General features: G+C 45.3%; 12 protein-coding genes. 7 read left to right on the top strand and 5 right to left on the bottom strand.

What is annotated here, in order from left to right; all coding sequences use genetic code 11:
* Window positions 1–628: 628 nt before the first annotated feature.
* Window positions 629–4,747, top strand: a complete 4,119-nt coding sequence (locus H595_RS0121040) for a hybrid sensor histidine kinase/response regulator transcription factor (RefSeq protein WP_027672888.1) — start codon at window positions 629–631, stop codon at window positions 4,745–4,747.
* A 164-nt stretch (window positions 4,748–4,911) separates the two neighbouring features.
* On the opposite strand, the gene asnS is transcribed toward H595_RS0121040, so the two are convergent.
* Entirely contained in the window at window positions 4,912–6,312 is a 1,401-nt protein-coding gene (asnS, locus tag H595_RS0121045; RefSeq protein WP_027672889.1) for an asparagine--tRNA ligase, read from the bottom strand.
* Between the two features lie 101 nt (window positions 6,313–6,413).
* Between asnS and H595_RS0121055 the strand changes: the two genes are divergently transcribed.
* Complete coding sequence (locus H595_RS0121055; protein ID WP_027672890.1) at window positions 6,414–6,788, top strand: hypothetical protein; 375 nt, start codon at window positions 6,414–6,416, stop codon at window positions 6,786–6,788.
* On the opposite strand, the gene bioA is transcribed toward H595_RS0121055, so the two are convergent.
* Window positions 6,785–8,056 carry an adenosylmethionine--8-amino-7-oxononanoate transaminase gene (gene bioA, locus H595_RS0121060; protein WP_027672891.1) on the bottom strand — a complete coding sequence of 424 codons (1,272 nt, stop codon included), beginning with the start codon at window positions 8,054–8,056 and terminating at the stop codon, window positions 6,785–6,787. The two genes, H595_RS0121055 and bioA, sit on opposite strands and share 4 nt — an antisense overlap.
* Before the next feature lie 106 nt (window positions 8,057–8,162).
* Here bioA and bioB point away from each other — a divergent pair, with 106 nt between their 5' ends.
* Genes bioB through bioD form a run of 4 tightly spaced genes read left to right on the top strand, consistent with a single transcriptional unit; the run spans window position 8,163 to window position 11,858 of the window.
* Complete coding sequence (gene bioB, locus H595_RS0121065) at window positions 8,163–9,203, top strand: biotin synthase BioB (RefSeq protein ID WP_027672892.1); 1,041 nt, start codon at window positions 8,163–8,165, stop codon at window positions 9,201–9,203.
* Window positions 9,204–10,355, top strand: coding sequence for an aminotransferase class I/II-fold pyridoxal phosphate-dependent enzyme (locus tag H595_RS0121070; RefSeq protein ID WP_027672893.1), 1,152 nt, complete (start codon window positions 9,204–9,206; stop codon window positions 10,353–10,355).
* Window positions 10,352–11,152, top strand: a complete 801-nt coding sequence (locus H595_RS0121075; protein WP_027672894.1) for a methyltransferase domain-containing protein — start codon at window positions 10,352–10,354, stop codon at window positions 11,150–11,152. Before H595_RS0121070 ends, H595_RS0121075 begins: the two co-directional genes overlap by 4 nt.
* Window positions 11,145–11,858 carry a dethiobiotin synthase gene (bioD, locus tag H595_RS23325; protein WP_051220047.1) on the top strand — a complete coding sequence of 238 codons (714 nt, stop codon included), beginning with the start codon at window positions 11,145–11,147 and terminating at the stop codon, window positions 11,856–11,858. The genes H595_RS0121075 and bioD overlap by 8 nt, the downstream gene beginning before the upstream one ends.
* 55 nt (window positions 11,859–11,913) lie before the next feature.
* On the opposite strand, the gene H595_RS0121085 is transcribed toward bioD, so the two are convergent.
* Both H595_RS0121085 and pepE read right to left on the bottom strand, forming a co-directional pair.
* On the bottom strand, window positions 11,914–12,783 hold the full coding sequence (locus tag H595_RS0121085) for a response regulator (RefSeq protein WP_027672895.1): 870 nt from the start codon (window positions 12,781–12,783) through the stop codon (window positions 11,914–11,916).
* A gap of 26 nt (window positions 12,784–12,809) precedes the next feature.
* A complete protein-coding gene (gene pepE, locus H595_RS0121090; protein ID WP_027672896.1) occupies window positions 12,810–13,508 on the bottom strand; it encodes a dipeptidase PepE in 699 nt (232 codons plus the stop codon).
* Between the two features lie 144 nt (window positions 13,509–13,652).
* Here pepE and htpX point away from each other — a divergent pair, with 144 nt between their 5' ends.
* Window positions 13,653–14,516: a protease HtpX gene (gene htpX, locus H595_RS0121095; protein ID WP_027672897.1), complete on the top strand. Its 864-nt coding sequence runs from the start codon at window positions 13,653–13,655 to the stop codon at window positions 14,514–14,516.
* A gap of 55 nt (window positions 14,517–14,571) precedes the next feature.
* On the opposite strand, the gene H595_RS0121100 is transcribed toward htpX, so the two are convergent.
* Window positions 14,572–14,913 carry a zinc ribbon domain-containing protein YjdM gene (locus H595_RS0121100; protein WP_027672898.1) on the bottom strand — a complete coding sequence of 114 codons (342 nt, stop codon included), beginning with the start codon at window positions 14,911–14,913 and terminating at the stop codon, window positions 14,572–14,574.
* Window positions 14,914–14,965 lie beyond the last annotated feature (52 nt).

Raw genomic sequence — 14,965 nt, forward strand, 5'->3', positions numbered from 1 at the left:
GGATAACCAAATCACTGATGGTTGCCCGACCAATATTCAACGCTTGGGAGATTTGCCGATCGCTTAACCGTGCTTCAAATTTGAGGCGGAATATATCCAGATAAGTTTGCATATCTGTCCTTACCATTTTCTTTTTACGTGTCATGACTACTCCGGCAAAACAGTTAAAAAACTGTTATGCCAAAGTCCGTAAAACGAAGGAAGAACAAACTGGCCGGACGATACCGAAACAGATGGCCGGATGAGGCCGAAATCAGTGGCCGGATGATACCGAAATGGGTGGCCGACTCATGCCGAAATCGCTGGCCGGATCATCCCGAAATACGCATTTGGCGGTATCTGCAAACTCGATGCGGTAAACCATAAATGTGCTGGGTAACTTTCTGATATCAATTATGAGACTGAGAAAATAAAAAATGAGACAACATTATAATTCCTTATAAATTTCAATATCTTGAAGTTGTAAGGTTTAGGATGATTCCGTGTTTATGTGGGGTGGCTAATTGAAATTAATGTAAAATTCTACAAAGTTGTAAGCTTTTTAACGTAACATCATTTAAAAATTTATGTTTCTTCAATAAGCTAGATGAAAACTGAATGATGCATTAGCACTAAAGTAGAGGTTGGTGTGAAAAAAATACTAATAAAAATAAATTTTTTAGTTTCATTTTTTGCTGCGTTGAGCAGCCTATTTTGTGCTTTCTCATTAAGAGCTGAAGCCCCTAGATTTCAATCAATCGGTCCAAGTGTTATCAACATTAGCAAAGTAGACGGTTTCGAATTAGGCAAGGTGACAAAGGTATTTCAAAGCCAAGATGGCTTTATATGGTTATTGAGTGCACAGTTGGGCTTGGTAAGGTTCGACGGCACAGATGTAAAGCAATATAGTTCGCCCAAAAATTTAGGTAAAATTAATACTGCTATTGAAGATCAACAAGGTCTTATCTGGCTCGGATTTCAAGGTGAAGAAGTTCGACTATTCGATAAACGCTCCGAAACATTTATTGGCCTTGCTGAAAAATTCGGTACTGTTGTCGACGATTCGGCAGCGATTACTTCTGTCGTAGACATGCATCAAGTAGACGGAGAAATTTGGCTCTTAACCTCAAACTCCTTAGCTAAAGTATCAACTTCTTCGGGTAAGCTAGAAATAGTGAACACTATATACTCGTCACCTTTGCCCGATGAAACAGAGTATGTCAAAACGGTTCATCACGAAGGTGCCATATGGATCGCGACTGCAACAAAGGGCGCCTTTCGTTATTCGGCCGACGGAATGCGACATTTTCAACATGAAGTAGATAATCTCAATAGTATTAACCACAATTATATTTCAGATGTAAAGGTCAGTGTCAGTGGTGATATTTGGTTTGGTACGGTAAATGGCTTGGCTGTTTACAACCCCGTTACGTCTAACTTCACGCGTCACTATCCTGCAGGCATTGGCGCAGCGAAATATCAGAACACGATTAGCAGTATTCTCAGCGTCAATGACAATGAACTTTGGGTTGGTGCTTATGTGGGAGGTTTATTTAAACTAAACATTGCAACTCATGTGTTTTCGCAGCTATCAGTAAGCGAAATAGTCAAAGATACACTGCCAACTAATCAAGTGAATCACTTGTTTAAAGCGAGTGACAATACACTCTGGGTTGCAACAACTCAAGGTGTCAGCTTGATCCCTGAGCAGTTTAGAAGCATGACGAGACATATAGTCAACGGTGAAGGAAGCTGTGAAGTATCGAATATTATATCATTAGACCATGCCCAAATTCGCTTTTCATGCGGCAAAGACCTTTTCAGTTACGACCATGTAGAACAGCAAACAAAACATATATACCAAGCAACCGATACTATTTGGGCGATGGCGGCGTTAGACCACATCAACGGCCTTATAATAGCGCTACGTTCCGGCGACATCATTCAGCTCGACGCATCAGGGGTGGTTATATCTTACTATTTCGACTCTACTACAGCTCCGAATGACAACTCGCCTGTTTTCGGATTTGAAACTGCAGCTAACGGCGACATTTTCGGGATACGAATGTTTAATACAGAAAACAACTTAGCGGGGGGAATATTTAAGTACGCTAAACAGAATAACAAGATTAGTTTTTATACGACTGAAAAACCCATAAGAGCCATACTGCCTTTATCGAACGGAGAGCTACTGGTCGCCGAAGAAGTTAGCAAAAAACTTAAGTTGCTTAATACAAAAACGATGACAGTTAAACATGAGTTCAATAGTCAGCATGATATAATTTCCTTCGCTGAACCGGAAGATGGCACCGTTTGGGCTGGTACAAAAGGCAGCGGTATTTTTGCGTTGGACCTTGTTAGCTATCAATTTAAACAATTATTTACTGACACCTCTGAGGTCTATTCGTTTCTGGATTTTCAATTGGGTAACAATGAGTACCACTGGTTTGCCGACAGTTTGCACCTGTTTACCTACAACGTGTCGAACGACATCCCCCAGTGTGTGAGTTGTGTCTCGGGTTTCCCTGAAATCACAATGATGAGCCGTAGCAGTTTGTTTTTTATCAACGAAGAGGCGCTATTGGTGGGCACAACCAACTCACTGTTGTCATTGCCGCCCAACAGTACAATGATTCAATCTTCGAAAGCAGCAACACTTAACATTACCGAGCTGAAAATATTTAATCAGACCGTGTCTCATAAACAGGAAAACTCTGTACTGTCTCGTGCAATAGAATATACCGATACCTTGACCTTAACGCACGATCAATACCTTTTTTCACTGCGGTTTTCTGCAGTTGACTTTGTGTCGTCAAAGCAACAAAAGTATGCATACCAGTTACAAGGATTAGACGACAATTGGGTAATGACTGATGCAGATAACCCAGTAGCAACATATACGACGCTACCATCGGGAAACTACACCTTTAAAGTAAAAACTGTCCCCTCTGGCTCGCAACAAACCAGTCAAGAAGCCACATTAGACATACATATATTGCCGCCACCCTGGTTAACATGGCAAGCTTATTTGGGATATATATTAATAGGCCTTATGGCCGTATACCTGACGATAAAATATCGTACTAAATCACTTACATTAAGAGCCCAAGCTCTTGAACGAGGCGTAGAACAAAAGACATTGGAGCTCACGGTAAAGTCAAAAAAGATAGAATCTTTGTTGCTCGACAAAAACCGCTTGTTCGCCAATGTCTCACATGAATTTAGAACACCATTAACATTGATACTTTCGTCTTTGAATGAAAAGACGGAGTCAGGTTTGGACAATGGTAAAATATCGGCGTCAATTATTAAAAACAGTGCTCAGCGACTATTGAAAATGGTAGAGCAACTGCTTGATTTTGCTAGTTTAGAGCATCATCAAAAAGCCGATCTGAAACACTATAATGTTCGTCAATGCATTGAAGAAACACTCGCTGGCTTTGCCAGCGTTTTTACCCACAAGAACCTGACGGCCACGACAAACATTACTAATGAATTTTGGGTCTTGATGTATGACGATGCGTTACATAAAGTACTTGCCAACCTGCTGTCTAACTCGTCTAAGTATATCCCTATCGATGGACATATTTGTTGCACTGTCACTGAGACCCCTGAAAGCACAATCAAAATTTCTATTGCCGATTCAGGTGAAGGCATTAGTGAATCTGACAAAGCCGTTATTTTTCAACGATTTCAACGAGGCTCTCGTGGCAATAGTCATAACGTGCCAGGGACGGGCATTGGTTTAGCATTAGTCAAAGAACTTGTGGAAGCTCATAATGGTACAGTACATATAGATGAGCACTACACCAACGGCTGCAAAATCGATGTTTGCCTTCCTAAAGCTTTAATCACCGATTCTTTTATTCATAGCAATATCAGCAACCAACAACACATCGGTGAAATGCTGACACTGCACACTGCCACATTATTGGCAGCTGAGAATGACACCATGCCAAATCAAACTTTGCAAAGCGTCCAAGGGTTACCCATTGCATTGATTATAGAAGACAATCGTGCATTACAGACGTTGCTGCACCGCACCTTGTCTCCCTATTATAACTGCGTTCACGCATTCGATGGTCAAGAAGGACTACAGCAAGCATTGGATATTGTCCCAGACGTGATTATTAGCGATGTCATGATGCCCCACAAGGACGGTTTCGAAGTGCTTAAAACTGTCAGAGAAAACCAAAAGACCTCCCATATTCCCTTTGTCATGCTTACCGCAAAAGGCGACGACGAAAGTAAAATACAGGGATGGAAATCTTTAGCTGACGAATATATTGTGAAACCTTTCGAAAAGAAAACGTTGGTAGAGCGTATTGGCAATTTGATTGCATTGAGAGACATGCTGAGAAGAAAGTTCGGCGCCAACATCGCTCTTGAAAGCTTGAATTCGGCACAGTTAGAACAATTAGGTGCAAGAGATCGGGACTTTATTGAATCGTTTGAACAGCAAATAGAACAGTACTACCATCAAGAACAGTTGTCGAGAAACCTGATAGCCAAATCCCTTCGCATGAGTGAGCGTCAACTTAATCGCAAGCTTGCTGCGCTTTTTGACTACAACTTTTCAGAATACGTTCGTAGGTTTCGTCTTCGAAAGTCATTGTCACTTATCGGCAGCGGTTTGCAAGTGGCTCAAATCAGCGACGCCGTTGGATTTTCTAGCCCTGCATACTTCAGTGCGTGTTTTAAAGCTGAATTCGGAAAAACAGTGAAATCATATGAAAAAGAGATGCTGAGTGAGGTCGATAAGGTATAAATAATGTCGTTTATCCTTTTAGTATGTTGTTTTTGAATACATCGGCAATGGCGAAATTGAACTGGTGTATTGGGATTAACACTTATTGCTCTACCGCTTTGGTAGATTAAATAAAAAAGGAGCTTATCGCTCCTTTTTTATTGGGTTTTTTATTGGATTCGCTTTTAGAAATCAGCGTTACCCGGTGTACGTGGGAAGGCGATAACATCGCGGATATTGCCAATACCAGTAACGTAAGATACCAGACGCTCAAAGCCTAAACCGAAGCCAGCATGAGGCACGGTGCCAAAGCGGCGCAAGTCACGATACCAGCCATAATCTTCTTTATCTAAGCCCATTTCATCTAAACGCGCATCGAATGCTTCCAGGCGCTCTTCACGCTGGCTACCACCGATGATTTCGCCTATACCGGGTGCTAAAACATCCATAGCAGCAACGGTTTTACCATCGTCATTTAAGCGCATGTAAAACGCTTTAATGTCTTTCGGGTAGTTTTGCATAATGATAGGGGCGCCAACATGCTCTTCGGCCAGGTAACGCTCGTGCTCAGACTGTAAGTCTACACCCCATTCAACCGGGTACTCGAATTTTTTGCCACAGCTTTTTAATATTTCAATGGCGTCGGTATAGTCCATACGCACGAAAGATGAATCAACTAGCTGTTGTAAGCGGGTGACTGCCGTAGGGTCGATACGTTCAGCAAAAAATGCCATGTCATCGGCACGCTCGGTCAGCACGGCCTTACATACGTATTTCAGCATGTCTTCTGCCAGCTGCGCGATGTCTTTAAGCTCTGCAAAGGCTACTTCAGGTTCTATCATCCAAAATTCGGCTAAGTGACGACTGGTGTTGGAATTTTCAGCACGAAAAGTGGGGCCAAAGGTATAAATTTTTGACATTGCACAAGCGTAGGTTTCGCCGTTTAACTGGCCAGATACGGTTAAGAATGTTTCTTTACCGAAAAAATCCTGACTGTAATCGATGGCGCCTTTGTCTGTGCGCGGCAGGTTTTCCATGTCAAGTGTGCTAACGCGGAACATTTCGCCCGCGCCTTCAGCGTCGGAGCCAGTAATTATAGGTGTACTGATCCAGTAGTAACCTTGCTCATGAAAGAAACGATGTACAGCTTGCGCCAAACAGTGGCGCACCCGGGTAACAGCGCCCATTATGTTGGTACGCGGACGCAAGTGTGCATGCTCACGCAGATATTCCATACTGTGGCGTTTTGGCGCCATAGGGTAGGTATCCGGGTTTTCTACCCAGCCCAACACGTCAACCTTGCTCGCCTGGAGTTCAAAAGCCTGGCCCTGACCTTCAGAGCGGGCTATTACACCGCTTACAGCAACAGAGCACGAAGTGGTCAACCGTTTTACTTCAGACTCATAATTCGATAATTCAGACGGTACAACCGCCTGCACAGCATCGAAGCAGCTGCCATCATGTATAGCTAAAAAGGAAATGCCAGCTTTAGAATCGCGGCGTGTGCGGATCCAGCCTTTAACGGTGACAGTGTCACCGATGGCATAGCGACCAGCTAAAACATCTTTAATAACGGCGTGCGTCATGCAACAAACTCCAGAGGGTGTAAACTTAGAAAACTGCGTAAAGCCTGTAATGATACTGAGCCAAGCGCACAACACAAGTAAAAATTATCAGGATGATAAAATTGACGGCTGAGCAGAAAAAAGCAGAAAAATATGAGCGGCGCCAAGGACCCGATTTACTGTGTCGGGCTTTTAGCATTTTAGCGGTATTGGGCTGGCTACTGTTTATTGCAGGTATGGTTGTCGCGCATTATGCCAGCCCGGAGTTGGATACCGGGCTGGTACGCTATTGGGACATCGACATTCGAAGTGTTTGGCATCCGCGCTTAACCGCATATTTGCAATATTTGCTTTGGGCAGCGGCGATTGTCAGCGCTATTAGCTTAGTGCTAAATAGAGCGCGCTTAAGACGACGTGGTGATCATTTGCATTTTAATATTGTCATGCTGCTACTGGGCAGCATTGGCTTGTTGCTGTATTTGAATTTGCAGGTTTAACTACTGGTTACAATTCGCATGGCCGCAGTTAGTTTGCTTAGCTCGTCAGGGCTTATTATAAATGGCGGCATGATATAGATCAGGTTGTTAAATGGCCTGATCCAGACACCCAGTTCAACAAATTGCTGTTGCAGTGCAGCGACGTCGACTTTGCTGTGCATTTCCAGTACACCAATTGCGCCCAATACCCGCACGTCTTTTACTTGTGAGGAGAAACGACAAGGAGCAAGTTCTTGTTTTAATTGCGCCTCAATCATGGCAACCTTTTGTTGCCAGTGGCCTTGTTCAATAAGCTGCAGGCTGGCATTCGCAACTGCACATGCCAGCGGGTTAGCCATAAATGTAGGCCCATGCATTAAGCCGCCGGCGGCACTTAAGCTAATGCCACGGGCAACTTCATCGGTGCACAGTGTTGCTGCCAGCGTGATATAGCCTGCGCTTAGTGCTTTACCAACACACATTATATCTGGTGCAATATCGGCATGCTCACAGGCAAATAGCTTACCAGTGCGGCCAAAACCTGTTGCTATTTCATCACAAATTAACAGTACCTGATACTGATCACATAGTGCGCGCGCGCGGCGTAAAAACTCCGGATGGTAAAAGCGCATACCGCCATAACCTTGAACAATAGGCTCAACAATTAACGCTGCAACTTCACTGTGATGCTCCACCAGCAATTCTTCCAATGGGGTAATGTCGCTTTCGATAAACTCGCCATCAAACCGGCTTTGAGGTGCAGGTAAAAAGTAATGTTGGGGCAGCAAGCTGGAAAACATGTCATGCATGCCATCAACCGGATCACACACTGCCATCGTTGCAAAAGTATCACCGTGGTATCCCTTACGCAGGCTAATCAATTTTTGTTTCTCTGGCGTGGCGCTTTCCATCCAATACTGCAATGCCATCTTAATGGCGACTTCAACAGCGATTGAACCGCTGTCAGCCAGAAATACCTTGGTTAAATTTTGCGGCACCATTTGCAATAAGCGTTGGCACAACTCCACCGCGGGTGGATGAGTAATACCGCCAAACATAACGTGGGCCATTTTGCTTAGCTGTGTGGTAACAGCGTTATTAAGTATCGGGTGGTTATAACCATGTACTGCTGACCACCAGGAGGCAGTGCCATCAACTAAGCGCTGGCCGTTTTCCAGAATTAATTCGCATCGCTCGGCCGCTACAACAGGATAAACCGGCAGTGGGTCGATCATAGAGGTGTATGGATGCCAGATATGTTCGCGATCAAAAGCGATATTTATGCTCATTATTTAACCTGTAGTAAAGTTTTATTGCTGGTCAGCGTTGACAATGCATTGCCGGCGGTTAGACTAGCCGAAAACCTTTATAACCTCAATCTGAACAGGGATTAATATGCCGGCTGATGTACGACACGACTGGACCCTTGCGCAAGTTAACGCTTTGTATGCATTACCGTTTAACGACTTATTATTTCAAGCGCAAACCGTGCATCGTCAACACTTTACGCCCAACGAAGTGCAGGTAAGTACGTTGTTGTCCATTAAAACCGGTGCCTGTGCTGAAGACTGCAAATACTGTCCGCAAAGTGGCCATTACAATACAGGCCTGGAGCGTGAACGTTTGCTGGAAGTAGAAAAAGTACTTACTCAGGCCAAAGCAGCAAAAGACAAGGGCGCGACCCGCTTTTGCATGGGCGCTGCCTGGACCAACCCAAAACAGCGCGACATGCCTTATATTATTGAAATGGTACAGGGTGTGAAAAACATGGGGTTGGAAACCTGTATGACACTGGGCATGTTAAGTGGTGAGCAGGCGCAAACTCTGGCACAGGCCGGATTGGATTTCTACAATCACAATTTGGATACCTCACCTGAGTTTTATGGTGAGATTATTACTACCCGTACCTATCAAGACCGGCTAGATACCTTAACGCATGTTCGCGATGCGGGCATGAAAGTATGCTGTGGCGGTATTTTAGGTATGGGCGAAAGTGCTAATGACCGCTCAGCACTGCTAATGCAGCTAGCGAACTTACCAGAGCACCCTCAAAGTGTACCAATTAATATGCTGGTTAAAGTCGCGGGTACACCACTTGAAAATGTCGACGATTTAGATGCGTTTGAGTTCATCCGCACTATTGCTGTAGCACGTATTATGTTGCCGCAAAGCCATGTACGCTTATCTGCGGGGCGTTCACGGATGAATGAACAAATGCAGGCGTTGTGCTTCTTTGCTGGTGCAAACTCGATTTTCTATGGTGATAAGCTGCTTACCACTGATAACCCCGAAGCCGATGCGGATATGCTGTTGTTTGCTAAACTTGGAATTAAGCCAGAACAGCGCCACGATGTGTCAGATGAAGCGCATGAACTAGCATTGGCCGATGCTATCAATGAGCAAGCCAACCCGCCATTATTTCACGCCGCAGGCTAAATGCAGACGTTAAAGTTACAGCGCCTTAAACAGGCGCTTGATGCGCGTGCAGAACAGCATTTGTTGCGCACGCCGCAAACGCTGCAACAATACAATGGGCGCGTGGTAACGGTTGCCGATAATGACTACCTCAATTTTTGCGGTAATGATTATCTGGGCCTTGCGACAGCGCCACAGGTACTACAGGCTTATGCTGACGGTGCACTGAAATACGGTGCAGGTAGCACGGGTTCGCCCTTAGTTACAGGCCAGCACGATGTGCATCAGCAGTTATCCGAGCAGCTGTGCGAGTGGCTTGGTGCAGAGCGGGTATTGCTGTTCTCATCCGGCTTTGCCGCTAACCACGCTATGCTAACAACCTTGTGCGATAAACACGACACGCTGCTGTTAGACAAGCTGAGTCACGCGTCGCTAATTGATGGCGCCTTACATAGCAGTGCGCTGTTCAAACGCTTTGCGCACAATGATTACGCCGGGCTTTCGACCTTATTGCAACGCCATGCTGGCGCAATGGTGGTGACAGAGGGCGTGTTCAGTATGGATGGTGATAGCCCGGATCTGAATACGGTAAGTAATCTGTGTCAAAAAAACGGGGCAATGCTGCTGCTTGATGACGCGCACGGTTTAGGTGTGTTTGGCACTGAGGGGCGGGGAACAGCGGCTGAACAAGGTGTTCGCCGCGCTGAAGTATTTTGCACAATGGCAAATTTTGGTAAAGCACTAGGGGTTGGCGGGGCTTTTGTGGCCGGGAGCAAAACGGTGATCGATTATCTGGAGCAATTTGGCCGGCATTACGTCTACAGCACTGCATTATCGCCAGCGTTATGCGCAGCGGTAATAGCAAGTATCCACTTGTGTCGTGCCGATAACTGGCGCCGTGACAAGCTGCATTGCAATATTAGTCTGTTTCGCCGTTTAGCTTCTGATCTCCCCTTACTTGCGTCAAGCAGCGCAATTCAGGGCCTTGTACTGGGTAGCAGTGAAAAAGCACTGGCACTTAGCCAAAAGCTCAAAACTGCCGGCATTTGGCTTAGCGCTATTCGCCCGCCGACAGTGCCTCAAGGCAGCGCCCGTTTGCGTATAACCCTCAGCGCGCAACATGAAGAGGCCGACATTAAATTGCTGGTGCAAACACTAAGGCAATCGTTATGACAGCCCTAATTCGACATAGCACAGACGGTTTTTTATCCCAGGTTGCTGACAGTTTTAGTAAGGCGTGCGACAGCTACTTTTCTGCTGCGCGCCTGCAACAACAGGTAGCATTAGATGCATTAACCCGCTTGCCATCAGATCAGCAAGGTAAGTTGCTGGATATCGGCTGTGGACCAGGCTGGATCCATCCGCGTTTTTGTCACTTCAGCGCCAGTTTTAGCGCAGTAGATTTAAGCTCTGGTATGTTAAACAAAGCCGCACAGCAGGGCCTGGCAGAAAACTATATTCAAGCCAATGCTGCATCGCTACCAATACCTGATTGCAGCATTGATAAAATATTCTCCAGCTTGATGTTGCAGTGGTGCCCTGCACCTGACGCGGTTTTTGCTGAAGTGAGCCGGGTGCTTGCGCCGGGTGGGCGTGTTGTGATGACTACACTGCTAGATGGCACGCTGGCGGAGCTAAAGCAGGCATTTTCCAACATGGACAACCGTCAGCATGTAAATGCTTTTTTAGGCGAGCAACAGGTGATGGCTGCAGCACTTGCTGCAACCGGTATGCACTGGCAATTTGAACGTCGCAGCTATGTATTGTATTACCCAGATGTGCAAAGCCTGGCGCGGGAATTAAAAGCACTGGGGGCAAATCAGGTTTCAGAGCGGGTAAGGCAAGGGCTTACCGGCAAAAATTATTGGCGGCAACTGGCAGAAGCCTACGAGACAAAGCGTGGTTTGCTGGGGTTGCCCGCGACTTATCAGGTACTCATCATCACGGGCTATAAAACAAATAATGAATAGCTATTTTATTACCGCAACTGACACCGATGCCGGAAAAACCTTTATCAGTGTTATGTTACTTAACGGTTTTAATCAACTAGGTGACAAAGCCATAGGTGTAAAGCCCATCGCTGCTGGCGCAGACGAGCAGGGACGAAATGGTGACGCGTTACTATTGCAACAACACTCTGGTATCGCGTTACCCTATGATGTGATAAATCCAATCTGTTTTCATGCGGCTGTAGCCCCGCATTTAGCGGCATTTAATGAAAACCCGGATATTGATGAAGCCTTGCTGTCTGGCAGTATGGCAAACTGGCAACAGTTGCCTGCCAATCAGTTACTTATTGAAGGCGCGGGAGGCTGGCTACTGCCATTAAGTGACAACCGCTATTTAGCCGATTGGGTCGCAGAACAACAGCTACCGGTGATAATGGTAGTAGGGATGAAGTTAGGTTGTTTAAACCATGCCATGCTAACGGTACGCGAAATTGCACGAAGTGGCTGTAAGCTGGTGGGCTGGGTAGCAAATTGCATTGACCCTGATATGGCGCTACTTGAGCAAAATATTGCTGATCTGCGTAAACGAATACAGGCACCTTGTTTGGCGGTGGTACCCTTTAAGCCATTGAACGAAGCTTACAATACGCTGTCAGGACAATTGGCTCAGCAACTTACAAAGCTGTGCCGAGAAAACGATGATATATTCTGCAAAAAGGTCATATAACAACATGGTTAGTTAAATTTATAGTTGCAGGTGGGTAAGTGGTTTAAAGACAATATTAAGGAATGTCAGGCCGGATTATATTGTTTAGAAGCTGATACAAGGTCGTTCTATCCACCGCAACAGCGTTTGCACCATGTTCCAGCGCAATTTGTTTTTGGGCTGCCGACGGCATAATAGTGTAAATTATGATCGGAGTAGAAATACCATTTTGTCTAACTTGCTGAGTTAATCGCAAACCGGCCAAGGCATCGCCCTGCCTGCCCATGTCGGTTAGTATCACTTTGTATTGATACATGGCTAACAAGGTTAATGCATCTTCGCTTGAAACCGCCTGGTAAACAGCAATGTTTTGCCTACGCAAATAAGCTAGCTCCTCCGTGTTGTTTTCAGGGTGATCGTCAACCCACAAAATACGTGCTGTTGTGGACACCGGCTCACCAATTTTTAATGTCGCAACATCTGTTTTAATCGTGCCTGAGGAGCTTAAGGCTAAGTGAATTACGCCGGAAGTTAAGATCGCCGCCAGTGTGGCTACTGTACCAACAAATAACATGCGGCGGCTATTTTTTTTGGGTTGCTGCACCGGCGTCTGGCCGGGCTGGTTGATTAAGCGACACAAATTGGCTGTTTCGTGAGCCAGTCGGTAACCTCTGCCATGTAGAGTTTGTATAATAGGCTGCTCAACACCTTGGGCGCGAAATAAAGCCCGGCTATCTGAAACTAAACGTGTTAACGAACTAATACTTACCACTCGCTTGGGCCATAAGGTAGCCAGTAAGTATTGGGTATCGCAGTGTTCTGGGTAATTCTGCGCCAACAATTGCATTAAATGAATAATACGGTCGTCACATTTAACCTGTTTATTATCGATTAAAATAGTTGTGGTGCTGGAGTCTATGACAAACTGACCATACTCGTAGCGCATATGACCCATTACATTAGTGTGTTAATTTAAATTTTGTATCTTATCAGAGAGTTCGGCGCAAGTGCTGATTTTACGCCATCGAGGAAATAGTAGCCATTTTCCTGCCCGATGTAGTTCACATTGCTATCTTTTAGTACAAGTGCTGATCCCTCTGGCAAGCCAATAATTGGCATTGTCGGGTTAAGGCGCATAAACTCGGCTAGCCGCATATCGCGCGTTTCACCATGAAAACCTTTGGGTGAAAAATTTTGGTAATGAGGGTTCAATTGGCATGGTAAGAAGCCTAATGCGTCAAACGAAGCGGGTTGAATTATTGGCATATCGTTGGTTGTTTTGATACTGGCACCAGCAATGTTTGCGCCTGCACTCCAGCCGATATAGGGCACGCCTCTGGTTACGCGTTCCTTAATGGTGTCAATTATATCTAACTGATATAGTTGATAAAGTAAGTGAAACGTATTGCCACCTCCCACACAAATAGCTTGAGCGTTTTGTAATGCAGTTTTGGGATTTGTATGCTGATGAATACTGCTAACAATAATCCCGGTCGATTTGAAAGCCTGTTGTACTTTTAACAGATATTCGTCGTAGCTTGAGCTAACACCGGCATAAGGAATGAAAAGCAGCTCGTTTATACCTTGCAGTGCTTGTTTCACCCATGGCATATATGGCGCAAGATAGTCGCTGTTATTTACCCGTGAACTGCTCAGTAATAGTAATTGCATGATAACTCCCGTAATAAGTGCGCTATTGTAACGAAGACTTTCTTTGTCGACACCTTTTCTTACAAATTATCGTTGTGGTGGCAATTGAATTCCTAGCCCGAGCCCACATAATTCAAAGCAGTAAGCCAATTGAGGTAAAGCAGTATGAAACGCATATTTTTATTTTTAGCAACTAACCTGGCGGTGATCCTTGTGTTGAGTATCGTACTCAACATTGTGTTCAGTTTTCTTGGCGTTGATCGCAGTAGTATTAGTGGGTTATTGGTATTTGCTGCGATATTTGGGTTTGGTGGTTCATTTATTTCACTGGCAATATCTAAATGGATGGCCAAGCGTTCAACGGGGGCTGTGGTTATTGAGCAGCCGCGTAATGCCACTGAGCAGTGGTTAATGACTACCGTTGCCCGGCAGGCAAAAGCTGCTGGTATTGGTATGCCAGAGGTTGCAGTATACGACTCGCCTGAGATGAACGCCTTTGCCACAGGCATGAACCGTAACAACGCGCTGGTCGCTGTAAGCACCGGGTTATTACGTAATATGCGTGAAGACGAGGTAGAGGCGGTGCTGGCACATGAGGTATCGCATATTGCAAATGGTGATATGGTGACACTAACGCTGATCCAGGGAGTGGTAAATACCTTTGTTATTTTCCTTGCGCGTTTAATTGCCGGTATGTTGAATAACAATGGTAACAATAATCAGGGCGGTGGTATTGCCTACTTCGCCACAGTAATTGTGTTGGAAATGGTGTTTGGCGTACTGGCCAGTATTATTGTCATGTGGTTCTCACGTCAGCGTGAATATCGTGCAGATGCCGGTGCAGCTAAACTTGAAGGCGGACCAAACAAAATGGTAGCTGCTTTAGAGCGTTTGAAGCATAACCATGAAAGCCGGTTAGAAGGCAGCATGATGGCATTTGGTATTGCCGGTGGCGCTGCGAAGTCTGAACTATTTTTAAGCCACCCACCACTGGAAAAGCGTATAGCGGCTTTACGTGGTCAGTTATAATACGTGTTCCATTTCAGCCCTTACGGGCTGAAACGAGCTTCACCTGGAATGGCGCTTAATCCTGTACCTTGCGGACAAATTCTGATTTTAAGCTCATGGCACCAAAGCCCTCTATCTTGCAATCAATGTCGTGATCACCTTCCACCAGACGGATATTCTTCACCTTGGTGCCAATTTTTACCACAGACGATGAACCTTTTACTTTAAGATCTTTAATTACGGTAACCGTATCGCCATCCTGCAGTACATTGCCTGCACTGTCGCGTATTTGCTGACCGTTGTTGTCTATTTCGTCACTAGCAGCCCATTCGTGGCCACACTCTGGGCAGTTTAATAAGGCGCCATCTTCGTAGGTATAGACAGATTGACATTTTGGACAGGCAGGTAACGCAGACATAACAACATCCTTCTAGACCAGAACGACACATTCTGGCAGGTTAAAAATAGCC

Origin of the sequence: Rheinheimera baltica DSM 14885, from assembly GCF_000425345.1 — a bacterium.
GTDB classification, from domain to species: Bacteria; Pseudomonadota; Gammaproteobacteria; order Enterobacterales; family Alteromonadaceae; genus Alishewanella; species Alishewanella baltica.